This is a genomic window from Clostridium sp. SM-530-WT-3G, assembly GCF_012843905.1.
GTDB lineage: Bacteria > Bacillota > Clostridia > Clostridiales > Clostridiaceae > Clostridium.
The window spans coordinates 172,740-197,973 of sequence record NZ_JABAGC010000001.1; the positions used below are offsets into that span (position 1 = coordinate 172,740).

The 25,234-nt window shown below is 27.4% G+C and carries 23 protein-coding genes and 1 pseudogene; 8 read left to right on the plus strand and 16 right to left on the minus strand.

Going from position 1 to position 25,234, the window contains the following annotated elements:
* Window positions 1-490: 490 nt before the first annotated feature.
* Window positions 491-1,309 carry a hypothetical protein gene (locus HF850_RS00825; protein ID WP_169103574.1) on the minus strand — a complete coding sequence of 273 codons (819 nt, stop codon included), beginning with the start codon at window positions 1,307-1,309 and terminating at the stop codon, window positions 491-493.
* 299 nt (window positions 1,310-1,608) lie between these two features.
* On the opposite strand from HF850_RS00825, the gene HF850_RS00830 reads away from it, so the two are divergent.
* On the plus strand, window positions 1,609-2,313 hold the full coding sequence (locus HF850_RS00830) for an MgtC/SapB family protein (protein ID WP_169103575.1): 705 nt from the start codon (window positions 1,609-1,611) through the stop codon (window positions 2,311-2,313).
* Between the two features lie 46 nt (window positions 2,314-2,359).
* Here HF850_RS00830 and HF850_RS00835 read toward each other — a convergent pair whose 3' ends face one another.
* The 5 genes from HF850_RS00835 to HF850_RS00855 form a co-directional block, all read right to left on the minus strand.
* A complete protein-coding gene (locus tag HF850_RS00835; RefSeq protein WP_169103576.1) occupies window positions 2,360-5,617 on the minus strand; it encodes an SNF2 helicase associated domain-containing protein in 3,258 nt (1,085 codons plus the stop codon).
* A 105-nt stretch (window positions 5,618-5,722) separates the two neighbouring features.
* Window positions 5,723-5,911 (minus strand): hypothetical protein, encoded by a 189-nt coding sequence (locus HF850_RS00840; RefSeq protein ID WP_169103577.1) that lies wholly within the window; start codon window positions 5,909-5,911, stop codon window positions 5,723-5,725.
* Window positions 5,912-5,941: 30 nt separating this feature from the next.
* A complete protein-coding gene (locus HF850_RS00845; protein ID WP_169103578.1) occupies window positions 5,942-7,876 on the minus strand; it encodes an ABC-F family ATP-binding cassette domain-containing protein in 1,935 nt (644 codons plus the stop codon).
* Between the two features lie 82 nt (window positions 7,877-7,958).
* On the minus strand, window positions 7,959-8,486 hold the full coding sequence (locus HF850_RS00850) for a 2'-5' RNA ligase family protein (protein WP_169103579.1): 528 nt from the start codon (window positions 8,484-8,486) through the stop codon (window positions 7,959-7,961).
* Between the two features lie 245 nt (window positions 8,487-8,731).
* Window positions 8,732-10,375: a HAMP domain-containing sensor histidine kinase gene (locus HF850_RS00855; RefSeq protein ID WP_169103580.1), complete on the minus strand. Its 1,644-nt coding sequence runs from the start codon at window positions 10,373-10,375 to the stop codon at window positions 8,732-8,734.
* A 429-nt stretch (window positions 10,376-10,804) separates the two neighbouring features.
* Here HF850_RS00855 and fba point away from each other — a divergent pair, with 429 nt between their 5' ends.
* Window positions 10,805-11,671, plus strand: coding sequence for a class II fructose-1,6-bisphosphate aldolase (fba, locus tag HF850_RS00860; RefSeq protein ID WP_169103581.1), 867 nt, complete (start codon window positions 10,805-10,807; stop codon window positions 11,669-11,671).
* A 400-nt stretch (window positions 11,672-12,071) separates the two neighbouring features.
* On the plus strand, window positions 12,072-13,235 hold the full coding sequence (locus HF850_RS00865; RefSeq protein ID WP_169103582.1) for an FprA family A-type flavoprotein: 1,164 nt from the start codon (window positions 12,072-12,074) through the stop codon (window positions 13,233-13,235).
* Between the two features lie 118 nt (window positions 13,236-13,353).
* Here the strand turns inward: HF850_RS00865 and HF850_RS00870 are convergent, their stop codons facing one another.
* The 4 genes from HF850_RS00870 to HF850_RS00885 form a co-directional block, all read right to left on the minus strand.
* Window positions 13,354-14,094 carry an N-acetylmuramoyl-L-alanine amidase gene (locus HF850_RS00870; protein WP_169103583.1) on the minus strand — a complete coding sequence of 247 codons (741 nt, stop codon included), beginning with the start codon at window positions 14,092-14,094 and terminating at the stop codon, window positions 13,354-13,356.
* 364 nt (window positions 14,095-14,458) lie between these two features.
* Complete coding sequence (locus tag HF850_RS00875; RefSeq protein ID WP_169103584.1) at window positions 14,459-14,905, minus strand: Hsp20/alpha crystallin family protein; 447 nt, start codon at window positions 14,903-14,905, stop codon at window positions 14,459-14,461.
* A 518-nt stretch (window positions 14,906-15,423) separates the two neighbouring features.
* Window positions 15,424-16,362, minus strand: a complete 939-nt coding sequence (locus HF850_RS00880) for a GTP-binding protein (RefSeq protein ID WP_169103585.1) — start codon at window positions 16,360-16,362, stop codon at window positions 15,424-15,426.
* A 115-nt stretch (window positions 16,363-16,477) separates the two neighbouring features.
* Window positions 16,478-17,560: a GTP-binding protein gene (locus tag HF850_RS00885; protein ID WP_169103586.1), complete on the minus strand. Its 1,083-nt coding sequence runs from the start codon at window positions 17,558-17,560 to the stop codon at window positions 16,478-16,480.
* 318 nt (window positions 17,561-17,878) lie between these two features.
* Between HF850_RS00885 and HF850_RS00890 the strand changes: the two genes are divergently transcribed.
* Window positions 17,879-18,616, plus strand: a complete 738-nt coding sequence (locus HF850_RS00890) for a 3'-5' exonuclease (RefSeq protein ID WP_169103587.1) — start codon at window positions 17,879-17,881, stop codon at window positions 18,614-18,616.
* 6 nt (window positions 18,617-18,622) lie between these two features.
* Here the strand turns inward: HF850_RS00890 and HF850_RS00895 are convergent, their stop codons facing one another.
* Window positions 18,623-18,811: a hypothetical protein gene (locus tag HF850_RS00895; protein ID WP_169103588.1), complete on the minus strand. Its 189-nt coding sequence runs from the start codon at window positions 18,809-18,811 to the stop codon at window positions 18,623-18,625.
* Window positions 18,812-18,993: 182 nt separating this feature from the next.
* Between HF850_RS00895 and HF850_RS00900 the strand changes: the two genes are divergently transcribed.
* Complete coding sequence (locus tag HF850_RS00900) at window positions 18,994-19,155, plus strand: C-GCAxxG-C-C family protein (protein ID WP_347564367.1); 162 nt, start codon at window positions 18,994-18,996, stop codon at window positions 19,153-19,155.
* Window positions 19,156-19,248: 93 nt separating this feature from the next.
* Here HF850_RS00900 and HF850_RS00905 read toward each other — a convergent pair whose 3' ends face one another.
* The gene (locus HF850_RS00905) at window positions 19,249-19,500 is read right to left on the minus strand and encodes a kinase to dihydroxyacetone kinase (RefSeq protein ID WP_169103613.1); all 252 of its coding nucleotides are present in this window, start codon (window positions 19,498-19,500) and stop codon (window positions 19,249-19,251) included.
* A 148-nt stretch (window positions 19,501-19,648) separates the two neighbouring features.
* Window positions 19,649-20,038, minus strand: coding sequence for a hypothetical protein (locus tag HF850_RS00910; RefSeq protein ID WP_169103590.1), 390 nt, complete (start codon window positions 20,036-20,038; stop codon window positions 19,649-19,651).
* A 334-nt stretch (window positions 20,039-20,372) separates the two neighbouring features.
* Between HF850_RS00910 and HF850_RS00915 the strand changes: the two genes are divergently transcribed.
* The 3 genes from HF850_RS00915 (at window position 20,373) to HF850_RS15460 (ending at window position 22,510) form a co-directional block, all read left to right on the plus strand.
* Window positions 20,373-20,798, plus strand: coding sequence for a ferritin family protein (locus HF850_RS00915; RefSeq protein ID WP_169103591.1), 426 nt, complete (start codon window positions 20,373-20,375; stop codon window positions 20,796-20,798).
* A 460-nt stretch (window positions 20,799-21,258) separates the two neighbouring features.
* Window positions 21,259-22,089, plus strand: coding sequence for a hypothetical protein (locus HF850_RS15455; RefSeq protein WP_206151545.1), 831 nt, complete (start codon window positions 21,259-21,261; stop codon window positions 22,087-22,089).
* Window positions 22,090-22,126: 37 nt separating this feature from the next.
* Window positions 22,127-22,510: an ATP-binding cassette domain-containing protein gene (locus tag HF850_RS15460; protein WP_206151546.1), complete on the plus strand. Its 384-nt coding sequence runs from the start codon at window positions 22,127-22,129 to the stop codon at window positions 22,508-22,510.
* A gap of 122 nt (window positions 22,511-22,632) precedes the next feature.
* On the opposite strand, the gene HF850_RS00925 is transcribed toward HF850_RS15460, so the two are convergent.
* The 3 genes and pseudogenes from HF850_RS00925 to HF850_RS00935 all read right to left on the minus strand — a co-directional run bounded on the left by HF850_RS00925 (window position 22,633) and on the right by HF850_RS00935 (window position 25,083).
* Window positions 22,633-23,883 (minus strand): hypothetical protein, encoded by a 1,251-nt coding sequence (locus HF850_RS00925; protein WP_206151547.1) that lies wholly within the window; start codon window positions 23,881-23,883, stop codon window positions 22,633-22,635.
* 237 nt (window positions 23,884-24,120) lie between these two features.
* Window positions 24,121-24,486: pseudogene (locus tag HF850_RS00930) on the minus strand (Ryanodine receptor Ryr); the annotation flags it as partial.
* 171 nt (window positions 24,487-24,657) lie between these two features.
* Entirely contained in the window at window positions 24,658-25,083 is a 426-nt protein-coding gene (locus HF850_RS00935) for a transposase (RefSeq protein WP_169103594.1), read from the minus strand.
* Between the last annotated feature and the right edge of the window lie 151 nt (window positions 25,084-25,234).

The window sequence follows — 25,234 nt, forward strand, 5'->3', positions numbered from 1 at the left end:
ATCATAAAAAATAGTACTCATTATATCCGAATAAGGTGCACATTATGTTTTTTCGAATTTTTAGTTAATTTTAAAGATATCATTAAAACCCTGATATATAGTTGCTTTACAAAAACACTAATAAAAAAGTACCCAATTTCTATATTTTGAGTACTTTTTTGCTTGGTGCTAATTTATCATTTTAAAGGTAGAATATAAGCCTCAAAACATGTAATATTTTTACTTTTATTTGAAATGTTATACAATTAAATTTATTTGAAAATATAAATTTCAAATCTAATAAAAATACACAACTATACCTTTTTGTATTTTTAAAATCTACAATTTTAACATAACCAAATTGTAATTATTTTAAAATTGTAGAAAAATATACAATATAAAATTTTTATATAATTCTATATTTTTAAATTGAAAAATAAAAATCAGAAAAATTCAAAATAATATTTTATAGTTGAAATTTTAATGCAAAAAACAGAGGGAGCAATATAGTTTAAATAGAAAAATAATTACTACCAAATACATCTGACACACAAATCAATTTGTTTTTTCTGGGATTTCCATTAATCTGGTAATAACATCCTATTTTATGACATTCATTATCAATAGTAAAAATAGAAGTAGCCATAGTACTATATAAATCTTCATCTCTAGGAGCAATATCTGTTGACCTACATATAGATAAAACAGATTTTCCATAATACTGATCTTTAAGTAATTTTATTACCCCTCTAAGATTACATTCTCTATTTAATATTTCTTGCGCTCTATTTAAACGGAGGTAAGTACTATGATTTTTTGCATAATGAACTGCCCCATGAATGTATCTAAAGTGATTAGTTGCCACAAAGAAATTAGATATTCCTGATGAATCAAGCTTAACAACAATCACTTCAGAATTATATGCCTCTATATAATAACGTTCTAATTTATCTCCAATTATCAAAATATCTGGACTTAAAAATGTATTATAAAACTCTTTCATATACTCAACTGCTGCTTTAGCAGTTTTAAAGTCAGAAATAATTTTTTCGTACGCTTCAAAGACACTATAATCTTTTAAATCTTTTTTGCTATTATGATATTTTATATTAATGTCATTTTCCATATAAGAATCTGTAGCCACAAAAGATACACCATAATTATTTACACCACACCAAGTTCCGGTATTATCAGCTCGCTTAAAGGCAAGGTATTTTATATTATCTTTTTGCTTCAATTTAGGTACATCAAAAAAAGTTTCTTTATCCAAATCACATTGCTTAAACATAATCATAGTATCTCCATTAAATAAAGTACCAATTGTACACATTTACTTATCTCCTTATAAAGTAATAGAACAGCTAATAATGATTATTAAATTTTGCTGTATATTCTATTCAAAAATATAATAATTATTACATTTTAATTTATACTTTTACAGTGAAAATGTGTATAAATTTTAAATGAATACTTTTACTTTTTGACTTTTATTAATAATTTAGGTATAATATGTAATATAATTCTTATCTATAATAATATACTCTTCTAGGCAATGGTGCTCAAATTTAGCTGCTCATTGTCTTTTTATATACAAAAAGTACAAAACCAACTTGTGAGGTGATTGAGCACATGGAAGAATTCAATAATATAATGGATTATTTAAGTCATGTAAATACTATATCTATATTTGTAAGATTAACACTTGCAATAATATGTGGAGGAATTTTAGGCCATGAACGTGGCAAAAAGAAACGTCCAGCAGGTTTCCGAACACATATTGTAGTATGTATAGGTGCAGCCATGGTTATGATTACCAATCAGTATATGAATGAGATATTGGGATTATCAACAGATGCCAGCAGAATGGGTGCTCAAGTTATTAGCGGAATTGGATTTTTAGGCGCAGGAACAATAATTGTAATTGGGCGAAATCAAGTAAAAGGACTCACTACTGCAGCTGGATTATGGGCTTGTGCTTGTATGGGACTTGCTATAGGAATAGGTTTTTACGAAGGTGCCATAATATCATGTGTTTATTTATTCATAGTAATCACTCTTCTCCACAAGCTGGATTTATATACAAGAACTCATACAAAAACCTTTGATGTTTATATAGAAATTGAGGACATTGTTGGAATTACTAATTTTTTAAATGTAATCAAAGCTGACGGTACAAAATTATCTAATATAGAAGTAAAAAAATGTGATGATAGAAATGAACATAAAATATGCTTAACTTCAACTCTAACATTATCTCAAAAAATGGATCATGGAGAATATTTATTGCAACTGCATAACATTGAAGGGGTAATGACTGCTGAAGAAGCAATATAAAAAAATCAATGTGGAAATTTTTCATATTATCCACATTGATTTTTTATTAATTAAACAAATCTAAAATATCTTGCTCATGAAGAGTATTTATAAATGTACCAGAATTTAAATCATCACCTAGTACTGAATTTATAAGCTCTCTCTTAGTATCTTGAAGTTCAACTATCTTTTCTTCAATAGTTCCAGAAGCAATAAGCTTTATAACTTCAACAACATTTTTTTGCCCCATTCTATGTGCTCTATCTGTAGCCTGGTCTTCAACTGCTGGATTCCACCAAGGATCAAAATGTACCACAATATCAGCACTAGTTAAGTTAAGTCCAGTTCCGCCTGCTTTTAATGATATTAAAAATACCGAATTATCTCCCTCATTAAATTCTTCTACCATCTTCATTCTTTCTGAAGAAGAAATAGAACCATCTAAATAAGAATATTTATAATTCTGCTCCTTTAAAATCTTAGCTATATTCTTCAAAACAGATGTGAATTGTGAAAATACAAGTATCTTATGACCTTCAGATATTGATTGATCTAATAACTCCATTAATGCCTCTATTTTTCCGCTTCCACCTAGATAATTATCCATAGTTATAGATGGATCAAGACATATTTGACGAAGTTTTGTAATATATGATAGAATTTCAATTCTACTTTTTGAGAATTCATTATTTTCTACTTTTTGCTCAATTAAGTCTTTTGCATAGTTAGAATATGTTTCATACACTACCTTTTGCTCATCACTCATAGGAACTAAAAGACGTTTTTCTATTTTATCAGGAAGTTCCTTTATAACATTCTTTTTATATCTCCTTAATATAAATGGCTTAACCAATCTGTTTAACTCTTCTAATATTTCAGGTCCCTCTTCAAGCCTTCTAAAGTACCTAGTAGTAAATTTCTTTTCATCATATAAATATCCAGGCATTACGAAATCAAATATAGACCAAAGCTCCATAAGAGAATTTTCAATTGGTGTACCCGTTAAAGCGAATCTTGTTTTTGATTTTATACTCTTTACAGATTTTGCACTTAATGATGAAGGATTTTTTATATTTTGAGCTTCATCTATAATAAAATAATCAAAATACATATTATAATAATCCAGGTCTCTTCTCAAAAGATTATAAGTTGTTATTATAACATCATATTCTTTATAATTTTTAAGGATTTCAATTCTTTCTTCTGGTGTCCCATTACATAACATAACTTTCATGGAAGGCGCAAATTTTTCAAATTCCTTCTTCCAGTTATAAATCAAAGATGTAGGCGCAACAATCAAGGTTTTGCTTTCTGGTTTTGATAATAAAAGTGTAATAGTCTGAAGGGTTTTTCCTAGCCCCATCTCATCACCAAGTATTCCTCCAAAACCTAGATAATCTAAGGTTCTAAACCAGTTATAGCCTTCTTTTTGATATTCACGCAATGTAGCCTGTAATCCATATGGAGGTTGAAACACCTTTCCTTTTATATCAGATAATCTTGATTTTAATTCTTTTAATTCATCACAAGTTTCGATATATCTAAATTCTTTTTCTTCTAAGTAATCTTCAAGATATGCACCCTTGTTTATTTCAATTTTAATTAGATTGTTATTTAATTCTTCATCTTGTAATAGACTATCTATTAGTGTTAAGGCTTCTTTTATATCTGGCTGTTCTAAATCAAGGTATTCTCCACTTTCAAGCTTATAATATTTTAGATTATCTCTAAAGCTTCTTAAAATTCTAGCAGTTTCCTCTTCACTTATATTTCCAACCTTGAACTTCATTTCAAAGTAATCAAATTTACCTTTTCTAACTTCACCTTTAAAGTCAACTTTTTTTATGTCTTTTATGCCCTTAAAGTTCTCAGAGTAAAATATTTCGCCATATTTATGTAATCTATCAATTTCATATTTAAAGAATCTAAATGCATCATCTTCTTCTCTCATAAAGTACATTTTTCCGTTTACTTCTTCAAAGCCAAGAGATTTCAGCATATTATATACTTCATTTTCCTTATGAATATCTCTATAAATAACCTTTTCCTTATACTCATCAAAGTAATTGAATTCATGGCCTTCATAAGATACCTTGTAAATAAGACTTATAGCCTTATCTCTATCAAAATAAAATCTAAAGTGAACTGGACCTAAAACAACCTTTTCTCTTATAGTTTTAGATAAAGTTAAATCCTTAGACACCTTTTGAACTGAAGGAATAAGTTCTTTTAATACCTTTTCCTCAACTGCTTTATTAAATTCTATAGATTTAGTTGAATTAAAGGCTTTCAAATATGGACTGAGTCTTTCACACTGTTCCACTGAAGGAATATATATTGTAGTTCCATATAAAAATACATCCTCATTTTGATTAAGACTTTCAGGCATACCATCCTTAACTTCTAAAACTAGATTATTGCCTTTACTCTCTAAAGAAAATGGTATGGGAATATTGCCTGTTATTACTTCAGACTCTAAAACTCTATAAAAGAAACCATCTCCAAGAAAAATTCTATGATTTTTAACTATAAGCAGAAACTCTTTGATAAGAATATCAGGTATTGTCATATATTTTCCATCTATAAGTTTATCCTGTCTCCTGAAGTTTCTATCATAATCACTTAAATTTTTGACATTATATATGAATTTTAAAAGGCGTTTATCTTCATAAGAAAGTTTCTGGCTACGTATATCAAAGGTAAAATCCTTTCCGTACTTTATAGGTACTTTATTATACATAGATAAGATGAAGTTATTTATATCACGCATCATATACATCTTATTACTTTTATTCTTAAGTCCTATTTTAAATTCAGCTTGTATCTTAGATGACCAGTTATTCTTATTTAAAATTACTTCGAATTTTAATTCTTCCTTATCCTTATCTTCAAGAAGACTACTTAAGAGATTATCACCATAAATTCCAGAATTTTTACTATTATTGCTTATAGTATTATCTGCTACTACACTTATCAATTTATTTCTTAATTCAATATCATTATCGATTCTATTTAAAAATTCATAAAAAGTAGCTACTATATGCTTACAACAATAGTTATCTTTTTTAAATTCATTTTTCTCAAAATCAAGACAGCTACAATGAGTACCTATAATTTCTTTTGTAACATTATCAAATTCAAGGTTACAGCTATATTCACTAAAAAGGCTTTCTGATACAACTATTGAATTTATATATATACAGTCATCATTTACATCTATATCAATTTCTTTTATTAAATCGTTTTTAAAAACACGATTACCTTTTATAAGTGTAGCATTACTCACATTTTTATTAAAGCTTTCCATTAATATTTGCTTTATCAATTTTAATCACCTGCTAATACTTTAACACCATTATAAAGCTGGCATGGTTACATGGTTATAAACATATAACAATACCAGCATTTCTAAATGTATTAAAGTTATAAATTACTTTTTTATTTCTTTTATATTTTTTATAAGATTAACAGCAATATACTGAGATTTAGAAATTCCTTTTCTAAAATATCTGATTTGCTTATATTTTACTCTTTGTAGTTCCATATCAAGAACATCAATTCTTTCACCTTTAAAAACCTGAGGTTCAGACTTGCCTTTTAAATAAACATGTAATTCCATATTAGTACCTTCCGTCTGCTTTTATTTACGCTAATTATTAGCTTTATAATTTTCTATAGCTTCAGCTATTTCATTTAAGTATTCCCATCTTTCATATTTTAAATCAAGTTTTTCTTGAACTTCTTCCTTTTCTTTCATAAGTTCATTAAGCTTACCATAATTAGATGAGTTTTTAACCATATCATCTTCAATAGATTGAAGCTTTTCTTCTAATTCACTTATATCATTATCTATTGTTTCAAATTCCTTTTGCTCTTTAAAAGTAAACTTAGGCTTATTATCTTTTATCTTTTCTTTAGTACCTTTTGTTTTTTCTTCTTTATTTTTTATGCTGTCAGTATTTTGTGTAGCTTTAAACTTTTCAATTTCTTTTGCGATAAGGAAATCACTAAAATTACCATGATATTCTTTAATATATCCGTTACCTTCATATGAGAAAATCTTATTACATATTCTATCTAAGAAGTATCTATCATGGGATACAACCACTACTATTCCCATAAACTTATCTAAGAAATCTTCAAGTATTTTTAATGTTTCTATATCAATATCATTTGTAGGTTCGTCTAGAATCAAGAAGTTAGGAGATTCCATAAGAACTCTTAATAAATGAAGTCTTCTTCTTTCACCACCTGATAGCTTTTCAATTGGAGTATATTGCATTGTACTATCAAATAAGAATCTTTCACACATAGTTGAGGCAGTTATTTTAGTTCCATCTTCTACAGGAATATATTCTCCACCTTCTTTTACATAATCGATAACTCTCATTTTAGGGTCCATATTGGTATCATCTTGAGCAAAGCAGCCTATTTTTACTGTTTCACCAATTTCTATAGTACCACTATCCTGTTGAAGCTTACCTCTTAATATATTAACAAGTGTTGTTTTTCCAGCTCCATTTTCTCCAACTATACCTATTCTGTCATCTCTAAGGAAAATATAGCTAAAATCTTTAATAAGGGTTTTATCTCCAAAGGATTTACTTATATCATATAGTTCAACGATCTTTTTACCTAATCTTGAACCTACAAATGATATTTCAACGTCTGTATTTCTTTTTATAGTTTCAGTTTTTACTAATTCATCAAATCTTTGAAGTCTAGCTTTTTGCTTTGTAGTTCTAGCCTTAGCCCCTCTTTTAACCCATTTTAATTCATTTCTTATAAGGGCATTTCTCTTGTCTTCTTGGATTTGTTCAGTTTCTAATCTTTCTATTTTCTTCTCTAGGAAAGCCGTATAATTTCCAGGATAAGAATAAAGATTTCCTCTGTCTAATTCTATTATTCTATTAGCAACTCTATCAAGGAAATATCTATCATGGGTAATCATTAATAAAGCACCTTTTCTAGAATTTAAATACTCTTCAAGCCATTCAATAGATTCAGCATCTAAGTGGTTTGTAGGTTCGTCTAATATTAATAAATCACATGGAGTAATAAGTGCTCCTGCAAGAGCAACTCTCTTTTTCTGTCCACCTGATAAATTTCCTACTTTTTCATTATAATTTGTAATTCCTAGTTTATTAAGTACTGTTTTTGCAGTACTTTCAAGATCCCAAAGATTTAAGGAATCTATAAGCTCTTGAAGTTTTAATAATTTATTATTTAACTTTTCAAAATCATCTTGTGAAGCATTATGTAACTTTTCTAATATTTCTTCATATTCTCTAAGTGTCTTCATTTCCTTTGTTTCACCTTTGAATATCTGCTCTAGAACTGTTGCATCTTTATCAAAAGGAGGATTTTGTTCAAGGAATTCAATTCTCATATTTTTACCCTTTGTTATATTTCCATCAAAGAATTCCTCTTTACCTGCAACTACCTTTAAAAATGTAGATTTACCTGCACCGTTTATTCCTATTAAACCTATTTTATCTCCTTCATTAATGCCTAGTGAAACATTGTTTAATAGCACTTTTTCACTATAGCTTTTACTTATATTTTCTAAAGTAATTATATTCATTAACCAATAATCTCCTTTGTTGCTTTGAAAATTGTCTATTTCTTATTTTATCACAAGTTGATGAATTTTAAAAAGAATCATATTAACATAACTCGTATTCCCTATGAAGTACCCATGTATTATCTACCCACTTAAACAAACTAATATTATCAAATTCACATTTAAAATCACATGGAAACTCATTTACGTATTCCCATACATCATTAAATTTAGGTGGAAGCTTTTTTGAAGCCAAAGTAATATGAAATATTTTATCTTTTCCATCAGTCTTCTTAAAATGAATAAATGGAATCTTTTCTAATACATCAATTAATCTATCATGAAGTTTCTTTCCCTCTTTAGACATTTTTACATCCATATATATAACTCTATTGTCAAAATGGTTATAACCTTTAATTGTATACAGCTTTTTCCTTTCTTTTGCAGAAAACTTTTCAAGAGCTTCTTCTAATTCAGATATATCACCATCATATTCAAATGGAGCTTTTATTGTAAAATGAGCAGGAAGCTTTGAGGATTTAGCTTTAAACTTATCATAAAGTTCAATTCTCATCATATTGTTAAAATCTCCACCTTCGCCTTTAACTACACTAACTATAACATAACGCATAATTTAATTCGATAATTGATCTCTAAATCATCAATTATCTTCCTCCCTTCAGAATTACTATTAATATATTATATATTATGTATTGTAACAATATGAATATATTCAAACAAAAAAGGTTCAAAATAATGTGGTAAAATCGCAAAATACTCTAATTATAAGCCTAATTAATTCATAATCAGAACAATAATTAACTGTTTTAATATAAATGTAATTAAAAAAAGGATTTGCTGATTCAGCAAATCCTTTTAGTTTATATCTGAAAGCTCTATATCAACCTTCTGTTCTAATTCCTTATCTATTGTTCTAGTAAGATCCATATTTTCTTCATCATTTTCATCACATTTTACTTTAGGAAGAATTATAATAAATTCACATCCATCCTTATACTCAGGATTAATATATATTTCACCATTATGTGCTTCTACAATATATTTAACAAGAGAAAGTCCAATTCCACTTCCTTCTGCATTTCTATGTAACGACTTGTCTACCTGTACAAATCTTTGAAAAATTTTCTCTCTATATTCATCAGGTATTCCTATTCCGTCATCTTTTACACTTATTTTAAGTGTATGTTCTTCTTCAGTACACTCAACTAATATATTTCCATCTGGAGCGGTAAACTTAATTGCATTAGAAAGAAGATTCAACATAACTCTTTCAATATTTTCTACATCACATTTCATTTCAAGATATTCAGTATTAGTATCAAAAACCACATTTCTATTTTGTAACTTAGGTGACTGTATAGTACACATAGTTATATTCTCAATGACACTAATTATATCACAATTAACAAAATGCATTTTAAATGCTCCTGCATCAAACTTACTAACATCGATTATATTATTTACCAGTCTTAACATTCTTGATGAATTATCCATAATTGTTTTATCATATTTTTTATAATACTCATATAACTTATCTTTATCATCAATCTTACTTCTTAGAAGCTCAAAGGAACATATTAATATATTTATTGGAGTTCTTAATTCATGAGATATGTTAGCAAAGAATTGGTTTCTTAATTCTTCTTCCTTCTTGATATTGTGCATTTCTATTCTCTGCATGATCACTTTTTCTGTAAGTTTTTCATTTTCCTTGGACTTTAATAATATTTCTGTAAACATGCTAATAACTATTATTGCAAAACCACAACCTAATAAAACTCTATTTAATGTGTACATCATAGATTCATTAGTATATAATCCTTTAATTAACAATATTCTACTTAAAAATATTACGAGAGTACCTATAAATGTAATAAAATAGTTTATACTTCTTTTATTCAGATATTGAATACAAAATCCTAATAATAAGAGATAAGTAACTATATTCATAATTATTTTACTTATTTCAATCACATTAATTATTGGATTAAGCATCCAATTTTTTATAAGATAAATGTCTGTAAATATACAAAAACGTGTAATTATAATTGAAATAATAACTGCTAAAATATTATGTTTATTTATATACTTGGTAATAGAGTTATTTTCAAAAAAAGTAAGAAATATTATAATTGTTCTAAATATATCTGATAATCCTAAAAACCCCCTACTTCCCTCCATCAACAAGAATATGTTTACCTTCTGTGAAAAAAAGGTCATAACTACAAATTCAAAATAAACAGAAACATATACTAATGAAAACATATTAAAATAGTCATCATTATATAAATAACTATACAAGAAAAAACTAAAAATCGATAAAAATCCAATAACTAGATTAATACCTACAATATCTCGGACTATAATCCAATTATAAAAAGTAGTATTATTAGCTAAATAAAGACTTAACTTAAATAAAACAAAAAAACATAGACTAGCTATACTACTAATTAATACAATCTGTTTGATGTTCATTAATTTTATTTTATTTAATAACATTTCTACCCCCATGTATATATTTAATTTTCTGTACTAAATTATACCATAATAATTCGACATTTTTTTCAAATCATCTAAATAATTTTATTGTTTTTTAATTTAAACTTGCAATATTTTTAAAAATGAATTTTTTCTGTGATTTTTTTTAGATTCATTTTCTAGTAATCTAAAATAGCCTTAATTTTTTGTAAGATACATAGACACTTCAAGAAATAATTGGAACATTTATGTTTAAATGTAAATAAAGAGGTTAAATAATTAACAAAATTTCTATTATTGCAGGATATTTTCATTTTTGTGTTTTCATATACTAAATTTTAGAGTATAATGTGTTTTGTAGAGAAAAATGTTATGTAATCTTTTGCTATTAATTTTTCTTACATATTATAGTTATTATAATAAATATACAAGTATACGGAGGTCGTAACAATGTTAGTATCAGCTAAAGAAATGCTAAACAAAGCTAGAGAAGGAAAATACGCTGTTGGTCAATTCAACATCAACAACTTAGAATGGACAAAAGCTATTTTATTAACAGCTCAAGAAAACAACTCACCAGTAATCTTAGGAGTATCTGAAGGTGCTGGAAAATATATGTGTGGTTATAAGACTATTGTTGGAATGGTTAACGGAATGTTAGAAGAATTAAACATAACTGTTCCAGTTGCACTTCACTTAGATCACGGTAGCTACGAAGGATGCTACAAAGCTATGGATGCTGGATTCTCTTCAGTAATGTTTGATGGATCTCACTATCCAATCGAAGAAAACATCGAAAAAACTAAAGAATTAGTTGCTAAAACTTCAGAAAGAGGATTATCTTTAGAAGCTGAAGTTGGTTCAATCGGTGGAGAAGAAGACGGAGTTATCGGAAGAGGAGAAGTTGCTGATCCTGCTGAATGTAAGCAAATTGCTGATTTAGGAGTAACTATGCTTGCTGCTGGTATCGGAAACATCCACGGTAAATACCCAGCAAACTGGCAAGGACTTGATTTCGATGCTTTAAAAGCAATCAATGAAGCTTGTGGAAATATGCCATTAGTATTACACGGTGGTACTGGAATTCCAGAAGATATGATCAAAAAAGCTATATCATTAGGAGTTTCTAAGATCAACGTTAACACTGAATGTCAATTATACTTCCAAGAAGCTACAAGAAAATACATTGAAGCTGGAAAAGACTTAGAAGGTAAAGGATTCGACCCAAGAAAGCTATTAGCTCCAGGTTACGAAGCTATCAAAACTATCGTTAAAGAAAAAATGGAATTATTCGGTTCAATTAATAAAGCAAACTAGTATTTCTTGTATAGGTAAGAGCTGTCATTACGACAGCTCTTTTCTGATTTATTTACCAATAACCCAACTACTCTAACACAACGTTGAATTCACTTCTTTTAAATCCAACAATCTAATTTCCTTTTTACTCAAATCATTATCTTATTTATTAATTTTCTGCATATACTAAATATTGCAATTTATTATTCGTACTTATGCAGAACGTTATACCTTGTTATTATCATCTCTGTATTAATTTCTGTGTAAATATAAATAAATTTTTGAATTTTTTAGCATTATAATTAATATTTTGTTTGATTTATATAGGTTTTTCTGCTAATATATAGTTATTATTAATTAATTATTAATACTAATAAACATTCGGATAATGGTATAATATTTGAAAAGAGGGATTAACAAAATGAACAATAATTGTATTACTGATTCTATAAAGTATATAGGAGTAAATGATAAAACATTAGATTTATTTGAAAGCCAATATAAAATACCAAATGGTGTATCATATAATTCTTACGTTATTTTAGATGAAAAAATAGCTGTTATGGATACAGTGGATAAAAGAGCACTTAATGAATGGTTAGATAATTTAGATACAGTTTTAGAAGGTAGACAACCAGATTATCTTGTTATTTCTCATTTAGAACCAGACCACGCAGCAAATATTCAAATACTAGCTGAAAAGTATTCAGACATGAAGCTAGTTGGAAATAAGAAGATATTTGATATGCTTCCACAATTCTTTGATTTTAATATAGAAGATAGAAAAGTAATTGTTAGTGAAGGTGATGAATTAAACTTAGGAAAACATACACTTCAATTCTTTATGGCTCCTATGGTACATTGGCCAGAAGTTATGGTTGAATATGAAAAGACAGAGAAAATATTATTTTCAGCTGATGGCTTTGGAAAATTTGGTTCATTAGATGTTGAAGAAGATTGGACTGATGAAGCTAGAAGATACTATATTAATATAGTTGGTAAATATGGCGCTGCAGTTCAAACTCTACTTAAAAAAGCCTCTACATTAGATATAAAAACAATTTGTCCGTTACATGGACCAGTATTAAAAGAAAACTTAGGATATTATATAGATAAATATGTTAAATGGAGCTCTTATACTCCAGAAGAAGAAGGTACAGTTGTTGCATATGCATCAATTCATGGAAATACTGCTGAAGCTGCTAAAAAGATGGCAGAAATACTAAAAAACAAGGGTGCTAAAAATGTAGTACTATATGATTTATCTAGAGCAGATATGTCACAAGTTATTGCTGATTGCTACAGATATGATAAATTAGTAGTTGCATGTGCTACTTATGATGGTGGATTATTCCCTTGCATGGAAGACTTCTTAAATCACTTAAAGCATAAAAATTTCCAAAACAGAAAAGTTGGTATAATAGAAAATAGTTCTTGGACACCTACAGCAGGAAAATGCATGAAAGATATGTTTAATCAAATGAAAGATATTAAAATCTGCGATACAATGGTTTCAATAAAATCAGTTGCTAAGGCAAAAGATATTGAAACAATGAATACTCTTGCTGATGAATTATTAAAATAAACATTTATATAGTTATTATTTAACTGTATAAAATATATAGCTCTACTAAAAGAACGTGTTGTAAAATCACGTTCTTTTATTTTTATTTAAATTTAAATATCTGAATTATTTAGAAGTATTATTCTTCAGCTATTTCATAGAATAAACTACCTAAGTCAGATTTAAGCTTATCGCATTTATCCTTAGACAGATATTGTGTTTCTATCCAAATTCCCTTTTCATTGCTTCTCACATAGCATTTTACATCGCTAAAGTATGCATCTAATATTGATTTTATATCTACCCCATCATACCCATCATAAGCGCATTTTAAATAATTTGTGACAATATAATATTTGTTTTCAACTGTACTCTGCCCTGTTATTCCCTTAACTATTGCATTGGAAATTTTCTCAGCTCCTATTTGTTCATATAGAGATGAATCTGAACTATCTACAAAACATATTTCAATAAGCATAGATACTGAAGATGTATTTCTAATCATTGCAAGATTAGAACCATCTTTAATTCCTCTGTTATTAAAACCTAATGACACTATATTATTTAGAACATTTCTTGCTTCCTTTACTTCTTTTCCTTTATAGGTGAATACTTCTGTTCCTTTTCCTCCGCCAGCATTAGCATGAATGCTTATGCACATATCAACATTATTGTTATTAGCTTTTGTATATCTTTGCCATAGACTATTACTAACACTTGAAGCGCTTGATGGTCTGAGTTCAATCACAGAATGTCCTAAAGATTTTAATTTACTTATTACTTTGGATCCAACTGCATTTATTATTGTTTCCTCTGCAATATTTCCTACGGCTCCCCTATCTGGATTTACACCATGACCTAGATCTATTCCTATTTTCATATAATAATTTCCTCTCCTTTTATTAAATATTTTCTTATCCTAATTCTTTATTCTTTAAAATTATAAGTTGATAATTATCTACTATAAATCACACAGATGTTCATATAGTTTCACATATAGTTTCACATATAGTTTATAATATGAATTTTAATTTATTTAGTTCATATATCCTCATAATAATCTCATCATTTTTATTTACAACAATATGTAATACATATAATATATATTTCAAAAAAACAAAACAGCTCCATAAAGTAATTTATGAAACTGTTTTATATATAAATTAGTTATTGTGAATATCTAAAGTACATATAAGATTTTATTCTCTTACATTTACATATAATTTTATTTATCATCTTATTTATTACTCAATAAATATACTTGAATTTGAATGTTGTTCTTTGATTAGTTTTGGTAATATAACCTTTAGTTTACCATTTTCAAATTTAGCTCTTATACTATCTTTATTTACATTATCTAAATAAAATGATCTAGAAAATTCGCCGTAACATCTTTCTTTTCTGATGTAATTATCTCTGTTGTCATTGTGAACTTCTTGTATCTTTGCTTTTATGATTAATTTATTATTAATATAATCTAAACTTATATCTTCTTTATTTACTCCTGGAAGTTCTGCGCATACTAAGTATTCTTTATCTGTTTCTCTTACATCAGCATTAAATCTACTTATTTCATTTGTTATATCCATTGGAGAAAAGAAATCATCATTAAAGAAATCGCTCATTAAATCTGCAAATGTTCCTCCTACTTCATTTGTATTATGAGTTCTAAAAGGTATTAATCCAAACATACAAACGACCTCCTTTAATTTTATATTTTTTAGTTTGTTATAAGCTTGAATCATACTTATAATATATAGCTTTTAAATTTAGAATTATATATTATCTCAAACAAATTATTTATAAACCTTAATTTAAAATCTATCTTTATCCTTTGTACAAGTACATTATATTTCTAAAGTCAAAGATAGTCAAAGTTGAATTAATAAACAAATTTAGATTTTTTATACATATAAAATAAAAAAATAAAGATATATAGGGCATACTAAGCTTTACTCAATATATCTCTATTTTTCTATATATTTCATATTTTTATTTAACAGAAGTTACAGTTATAATATTTTTTAAGCATATTGTTTAGCTATAGTTAACTTTTGAAAATATAATGCCAAAAATATCGAGGCTGAATTATAATATACTAAACTTTTACTGAAATTTCTTTATTTTTATATAATCTGTTGTATAACATATAAAACGGCAGTTAATTAAATTATATTTTAATTAACTGCCTTGATTAGTTCTTATACAATTAATAGAAGTATACAAGTCCGTCTTCAGGTTCTTCAGCCTTTGAAATCTCTTCAACATATAAAACAGGAAGATCTTCATCATATTGATCTAGTCTTCTCTTATGAACTACAGCTGTTACTTCAATCCATTCTTTATCTTTAATCTTAACATCATCTTTAAATCTGCAGATTAATCCAAGTGGTGTAATATCATCTTCACAGCATGTCATAGCTTCTCTACCTAATACACAAAATTGTGGTGGATATTTATCTGGATTAAATGCCATCATCTTGGCTTTTATTTTTTTATTTTCATATTTTGCTGGATTACCCATCATATCCTCAAAAAGAATTCCAAAATCATATTCTTCTGGTTCAATAATTTCAGCATTTATATCGTAAGGAAGTACATCTTCTGAATTATCAATTTCTCCATTTTCATTTTCAAAAATAACTCTCGCCTGTCTATTTACAGCCTTTATACTTCCTCTTAAGGAAATTTTCTTTGTATCTTTGTTACATCTATTAAATACAACTAAATCAGAATATCTAAATTGGTCTACTATTATTGATCCCATATTACTCATATATGCACTAAATGTACTAGAATCAATAGTAGTCATAATTTGAACTACTTCTAAGTTTTCAGGTAAAACATTATCAAATAAATTATCAATGCTCCACATTCCATTATATTCTATAAATATCTTTTTAGGTTTATATTTATTTTCTAGCTCTTTTAAGTATTCTTTAGTTAATTCCTCTTCATCTTCTATTACAACTAAAGTAGTCTTATCATTCTTTAATTCATTTTTATCGAATTCAACTTCTCCTTCTTCGCATACAATAAGAAGATTTTCTTCTCCTCCTAAGAAGTCCTTATCTCTAAAAATTTCTTTTAAGAAACTAGTCTTACCACTTTCTAAAAAGCCAGTCACTAAGTAAACTGGTATATTCATACCTTCCGCCTCTTTTCATATTAAGTTAAATATTAAGATTTTAACAATCAATTATGTTAAATACATATTCTTATATATTTATGAATATAAGAATATATATTTTTTATTAATCAGATTATTTAATATGGAATAATTCTTCAATCTTATTAGTATCAAGATTTGTTCCAATTACGCATAATCTTCCAGTATAATCTGCCTCTCCTTCACGGATTTCAAATTCACCTGGAACTAAATCAAAGTTAAACCAGTTTCCTTCAGCATCTGGAACCATTCCTTTAGCACGTAAAATTATTCCGTATTCTTCACTTCCGCTTAACTTATTAAGTATTTCATTTAAATCTTCTTTGCTATATTTCTTTGGAGTTTCAGTTCCCCAGCTTGTAAATACATCATCTGCATGATGGTGTTCATGGTCATGATCATGTCCGCATGGGCATTTTCCATCGTGATCATGGTGATGTTCATGATGATGATCGTGTCCACAAGAACATTCTTCATGATGGTGATGTTCATGATCGTGGTCATGTCCGCAGCAGCAGTCTTCATCATGATGGTGATGTTTATGCTCATGAGCTTCTTTCATTAATTCTTCTTCTAACGAATTTTTCTCTTCCATAGCAGCTAAGATTTGTTTTCCACTTATTTCATCCCATGGAGTTGTTATAACTACAGCATTTTTGTTATGTTCTTTTATTAAGTTAACAACTTCTTCAAGTTTTTCTTGAGAACATTTTTGACTTCTGCTTAAAATTATAGTATTTGCATTTTCAATTTGGTTATTAAAGAATTCTCCAAAATTCTTCATATACATTTTGCATTTCATTGCATCAACAACTGCACTATAGCTGTTAAGTTCAATATCTACTTCATCTTTTACTTTTTCAACAGCTTTTATTACATCCGATAATTTACCTACACCAGATGGTTCTATTATAATTCTATCTGGATTATACTTGCTTATTGCATCCTTTAAAGCTGAACCAAAATCACCAACTAAAGAACAACAGATACATCCAGAATTCATTTCAGTTATTTCAATTCCAGTGTCTTTTAAAAATCCACCATCTATTCCTATCTGTCCAAATTCATTCTCGATTATCATTAACTTTTGTCCGCTTAAAGCATCTTCAATTAATTTTTTAATTAAGGTAGTTTTTCCAGCACCTAAAAATCCTGAAAGAATATCGATTTTTGTCATAATTAATTCACCTCTATAATAACATTACCATACTAATATTACAAAATTATCTAAAAAATAATATTAGTATATAATTACAAACATAACTTCATATTATAACTATTTAAATATTTTTGCAAGTTTAGTACAAACTATTTCATGTAGTAATATTAACCCTTACTAATTGTCCTTCTATAAGTATGACAAATATAGAGTAATTAATCGGTATAAAAAGATATTTTGAAGATAATCAAATGACAAATATACAAGATGATTTTCATAATATCAAATATTATATTATAATATAGTTAATATGTATTCTAAAGGATGGAAAATACGATGAACTATATAATATATGATTTAGAATTTAATCAGGCTTATGATAAAGACAAAAAAAATTCCACTCTCCCATTTGAAATAATACAAATAGGTGCGTTAAAGTTAAATGAGGACTTTGAAATTTTAGACAGTTTTAATAGACTTATAAAGCCTACTTTATATAAAGAAATACATCCCTATGTTGAAGATCTAACTAAAATAACAACAAATATGCTAAAGAATAATAATAGTTTCCCAAAAGTATATAAGGATTTTTTAAAGTTTATAGGTAAGGAACCTTTTGTATCATGTGTATGGGGAGTATGCGACATAAGAGAACTTATAAAAAATATACAATATCATGATTTAAATATGGTAGATGATTTTAAACGATATATTGATGTACAGACTGTTGTATGTAAATTATTAAAATGTCAAAAGGGAATAAAAATAGGTTTAAAGGATGCAGTAGAATATTTTAAAATACCTATAGAAAGCGAATTTCACGATGCTTTAAATGATGCTTATTACACAACTCAAGTATTTCAAAAGCTTCGCTCAAAGAATTTCAAACCTGCAATATATAATCCTCCTGCTAATAGAAATTCATTAGTTAAAACTAAAGTAGATAATGAAAAATTAATAAACCAATTTGAAAAAATGTTTGGTAGGACAATGACATCAGAGGAAAAAACAATAATTAAGATTGCTTATAATATGGGAAAAACTCATCAGTTCCTAAAGCCTATAGAAAAGTAAATATCATTATGAAAAAAGAGTAGCCAACCCCATATGATTGACTACTCTTTTTTCTCCTTTTGCTGATGAAAAGCATTCTTGTAGTTTCAAGCTTTTGAAATATGCTCTTTCCCCTATAATGTTTTGATTTTCCTCATCAATAGCTTTAATGATAGGATATGATTCATAAAGTAATTGAATATTTGTATTTTTCATATACTATTCTCCTGATTATAAATTTTTTATATTTCTGATTCTATTAATTTTATTTATATTTCAACACCTAAATAATAAAAATATATATTTTGTGACTTAGTCACACATATTCATTTTAACTTTAATGTATAGTATTAATCAAATAATAATTAATAAATTAAGGCATAGATAATCCAACAATAATTAGAGAATTTAAGAAAAAGATCATGGAAAATCATAATGGTACTATTAACTGTGCTGAATTACTTAAAATGAATGCTGAAAAAGGTGGCAAAAAGAAAGAGCATTGTGATGGTATGATAAGAGAATCAATTAAATTAATTGATGAATATACAGCCGAATAAATTATATGTAAAAATATCCAAAGATTTAACGATATTCTGAGAAATCTTTGGATATTTTATTTATATTACCAAAATTCTTAAATTTTCAACTATTTAGCCCTTTAATCCTCTAGATTGACGATCCATATCTTCAATTACAATATCAAATATTTCACCTAATGTTGAGCAATACTCAAGAACTTTCCAAGGTTCATTTGTATGATAATGAATTTTTATAAGTTCATCATCTCCTACTGCAAGAAGGCAGTCACCTTTAAAGTTTTCTACAAAGTAATCATTTATTTTATCTTCATCAAGATTTTTTCCTTCTATTAATAATTGTGTATCATATCTGAATTCAGTCATAATTATAATTCCTTTCAATTAAGCTTCAATTTCATTTGATTATTGTCAAAATATTATATCACATATTTATGAATATTTTATGTATGATTTTTAAATTTATCTATGTATACTTATGATTATTAATAGTCTTATCTATTGTTTAAATACATTATATCTTATTTTTTATTAATTTAGCCATTGCTAATGCAAGATTATCTTGATTATGATTGTCTCTTATGAAATAATAAGTTTCTTGATTAGTCTTAATGGTGATAATTTCCTTGATTTCATTATGTCTAACTGAAAACTCTTCTATATTTTCTAGTGGTATTCGAACAATATCACTTATTTCTTCTAAATTTCCTATTAAAGCATTTCTTTTATAATGCATATAAAGATACTCTTTGGTAAGGATTAAGTTTACTTTATCTAGACTATCTTCACCTGCTCCTGTTAACAAGTTACCTGCCAGGTCAAATGATAGTTCTTTTTGGCTTATTGGTTTCCTTACTGTGATTTTTTCTATTATTTCCTTTTCGTTAAGCTTTACATTAACCATAAATATAATACTCCTTTCATCTTTGGTTTAACATTTACAATAGTTATATAGTAATTATTAGTTTCTTTATATAACTGAGATTTTATACAAATCTCTCGTAAAAATAAGCAAGTATTTTAACTTATCTGAATTTTAAGTATACATTTTTATTTCCATATCTTATTGTTTATATTTTAACATATTATTTATTAAATTAATATTATCATATACATTTAGTTGATAGTATTAATAATTTTTTTATAATTATTAATACTATATTCATAAATTATTAAAATAAATTTCATTATCATTGGTTATACTATTTCTAAATTAACTTAAAGGAGAAGAATGTATAATGGCTGATTTAAAATTTTCTATAACAGATACATTAGATATTGCAAAAGATAATCAAGAATTAAAGGATATTTTAACTAAATATTTTAACGCAGAAAGTGGCGGAACAGGAATTTATTTTGCTATGGCTAAAGTAGCTCAATATACTGGTTATCCTGAAATTGCTGAAGTTTTAAAAACAATGGGCTTAGAAGAAGCAGAACATGCTGCACAATATGCAATCTTATCAGGTAAAGTTTCAGGTGACATAAAAATTGATATTGAAAAAATGATGAGAGGTGAAGCTGGAGCTAGTAAACCATTAGGTGAATTAGCAGAAAAAGCTGAAGCTGCTGGCCTTGGAGAATTAGCTGCAATTATAAAAAATGCTTATAAAGATGAAGCAAAACATGCTTGTATGTTAGAAGGATTATTAAAACGTCTATAATTATTTAAAATATTGTTTATGTATTAACCAACTCCAAATTAGCATTTAGATAAAATATAAAAAGTATCCTATAGCATAATTTTTTAATCTTTTCTTCTATAGGATACTTTCACTTACAATCTTAGCCTTTAAGAACAATATTAACTATAATAATCAAACCCATATAACATAATATTAGCTTATATGATTTAGGGATTTTCTTCATAAATTCTCATTATAATTTCAAATCTTCAACAGTCTCTATAAACTTTTGTACTGTAAATTCTTTATTTCCTAAAATGGTTATTTCTAAATTACTTTCAGGATATACAGCTGATAAGAATTTAACTCCTGGATCAGAGCCTGTAATATAGTATTTAAATATTGAGTCCTTTTTCTTTTCTATCCAGATTCCATAACCATAATAGAAGTCATCACAATCATGAGCATGAATAGCAAGTAATTCATCTGTTATTTAATGATGAATACACTAAGAGAAATATGTGACAATAATAATAATAATAATAATAATAATAATAATAATAATAATAATAATAATAATATTGATGATGATAATATTGAAGTTATAAATGCATATGAAAACAATCTAAAACATATTAACCTAACCATTCCAAAGGGAAAACTTGTAGTATTTACAGGTGTGTCTGGTTCAGGAAAAAGTTCTCTTGTCTTTGATACTATTGCTACAGAAAGTAATAGACAATGGCAGGCATCTTACCCTCTTTATCTAAGAAATAAAATGCCTCATTATGAACGTCCAAAAGTAGATGCTATTCACAATTTAACACCATCTATAGTTATTGATCAGAAATCAATAGGTACTAGTAATCGCTCTACTGTAGGAACTGCTGTGGATGTTGCCCCATTAGTTCGTCTACTCTTTTCGCGTATAGGTCAGCCTAATGCTGGTGGTTCTATGTCATACTCTTCTAATCATCCTCTTGGAATGTGTCCTAATTGTACTGGGCTTGGTGAGCAGTTGGAATTAATTGAAGATAGTTTATTTGATAAAGAAAAAACTTTACGTGAAGGTGCTATTTTATTTTCTCAATTTTCATCAGGCTGGCAAAGCTATCTATATCTTACTAATTCCTTTTTAAATCCTGATAAAAAATTGAAAGATTTTACTTCTGAAGAATGGGATATTTTACTCTACAATGCTAAGGAACCATTAAAAATAGAGATACGTTCTAATAATACTGGAAGAATTGACCGTGTAGATTATGAAGGTGTACTTTCTCGTTTTCGCAGGCTTTATGTTAATAGAGATATTTCAAAATTAAAAAGGTAATTCTATTGCAAAACAAATTACATATTGTATAGAACGTATGATAGATGTGGGACTTGGATATTTATCATTATCACGTAAAACAGACACACTTTCTGGTGGTGAAATTCAGCGTATCAAACTGGCTAGTGAACTGCACAAAGAAGGTAATATTTATATTCTAGACGAACCAACTACTGGCCTTCATAACCATGATATTGAAAAATTGCTCTCACTTCTTCGTCAGTTAGTAGATAACCATAATACTGTAGTTATAGTTGAACATAGATTAGAATTAATTGCTCAAGCAGACTGGATTATCGATATTGGACCTGGTGGTGGAAATGATGGTGGTCAAGTAATGTTTTGTGGTACGCCTAATAATCTTTTACAATGTAGTAATTCTAAAACAGCAGACTATTTAAGAGCTTCAACTATTGCATAAACAAAAATACCCAAGTAAAATTAAATACTATACTTGGGTATTTCAGTTAATAGTGTTCAAATTAATGAATCAACAATTATAATTATCTCTTTCAACATCATTGCCACTTTTGGCAACGCAAATTAATTGTTTGTTTCTGAGTTCTTATCTACAAATTCTTTAACTGTTTCTTTAATTTCTTTTGTATCAACAGAAGATTCTTCTCCTAGTTTATTAAATTCTTTTTGATCTTTTTGAGTATACTCTAGGTTTTCATCAGTCTTTCTTTTATAAAGTTTTATCATTCTTCTTCTAATAAATTTTTCTTCACGTATATTTTCCTTTTCTCTTAACCAAGCTATTACAAGCACAACTAATAGAATAACACCTATATATCCAAGTATAGGATACATCATAGATATAAGTCTTCTAAAGCCTAAGAAGCTAAGAGCAAAGCTTGCAATTGTAATTCCTGTTAACAATATTCTAGTTCTTCTTTTAGGATTTTCACTATTACTTCCTGCCAATCTCTTTGCTAATGCATAGTTTAAACTAAAAGCAGTATTAAAAATTAAGGCAAATATTGTAAATGTATATAAGTAAGCAAAAATAGGATGTACATGATTAGCCAATACCAACATAGGTATTTCAGCATCTTTTACAACATCAATTTTTGCAAAAAGTGTTGTAGCTACTGTTCCAATGATGATGCCTATTATTACTCCACCAATTGTTCCACCCTTCTCTGCTACACCTATACGTACTACAGACCCACCTAGAACAAAAGCCATAGATACGCCTGTCATGGCACAAAGTGCATAATAATTTATTACTGAAAATACAATATTGGACATAGAAGATTTTATAGTTCTAGCTGTTACATCAAGGACAGTGAAATCATAAGACTTTCCCCAAAATGTAAATGCAGCGATAACAAAAATCATTACAACAAGTATTGGTGTAAATATTCCTAACACTCCTGTAATCTTATCAAAATCTAAATAAGAAACTAATATGATAAGAATAGAACAAATTAATGCACCTACCCATGAAGGTATACCTAATTGTTGCTTTAAATTTGCTCCTGCTCCAGCAATCATTACAAAACCAATTATAAAATTAGAAAGAATAAGAGAAAAATCAATAATCCTTGTTATTAAAGGATTTGTTATCTGCATTAAGACATCCTGATGATTATCAGATTGATAATAACATCCAAGAGTGACGATAATACGTCCAAAAAGAATATTTATGATACCAAGAAATACAATTCCAATCATTCCGGTTTTACCAAAACTCAAGAAATATTGTAGTATATCTTGACCTGAAGATAACCCTGCTCCGACAATCACACCAACATACGCTAGTGCTATTCTTATTGAAACTTTATTCAAAAGCACACCTCCTAGCACTCATAATTATACATTATTATGATTTATATTTCAAATTTCACATTTTAACGACTATATTTTTCTACAACATAGTCAATTATCATGGTGATTTTTTAATACTCTACCTATCATCACCCATATTATTCCCAGATACTGTTTTTTGATACCTGTCAACAGTCATGTATAATTATAAATTTACCAACATCAAAAAACTAATGATTTAGTCTTTTGTTCAATAATCCATTTCTTCACTACGGATAACATACTCATTTCTAAAATAGCTTCCATTGATCTAGATTCATGTTTAAATCTAGAAACCGTTAATAATGCTCTAATAATTCCATTATCAACTTGTGTCTCACCATTATCATTTATAAGGTATGGTGTTTTTCTAACCAATAATGATCTAAGTAACATGGCTCTTCTAATAATAAATAGTTGATCCATATTATCAGTTTTATTTGGTCCAAGAATATTTACATATCCTCCTAAACAGCTGATAAAATCAGGTCCTTTAGCATTTTTAAAGTTATTTTTAAATGCTTCTATCTTTTCTTTATCATTTATATTTTCTCCACAGAATGATTCATATGTACTTGATGTACCATTTATTATTGTCATCTTTTGAAAACTTATGTAACTCTGCAACAGAAACCAAAATGCTATCTACTTAAGATAGATTTTCATTTCTAAGACTTGGAGATGATACATTAAGTCCTGTTGCTAATGAGATAAGCTTTGATAATAGTAGGGCTCTTCCTTCTTCATATCTTCTACTCACATTTGGAAATAATTTATAGCTACTACAGCTTCCTTCTGCCAAAATAATAAATTTAAATTAATATCACCAGTTAAATTTATAGCTGAGTGTATTCTTTTTCTCTTATACCATCCTTCTATGTATGCAAATATAGCCAACTGTGCTTCTTTGAAATCTTTATATGTTGTAGTATAAATTTCTTCTTTTTTTAAACTTGCATGAAATTTAATACGCGCCATTTCTTTCTTTAATTTCATAATTTCATCTACTGTAATAACTTCTTCCTCACTAACTTTGATTTCTTTACATCTATTAATCCAACCATTTATAGTTGAATTTGCAATTCCATACTCTTTAGCTATTTCATTAACAGTCATTCCCGACTTGTATAACTCAACTATCATATCTTTATATTCTTGATCATAACGTCTACCACTACCCATATTAGACACATCCTTTCTTAACTAAATATTATTTTAATTAGTTCGACTTATCGTGTCCACTATTTTATACTAACACTAGTATCAAATGCTTCATCGTTTACGCTTTCCCTATTTGGTAAAACCATAGAATTACTTGGCACCTTTGATTTAC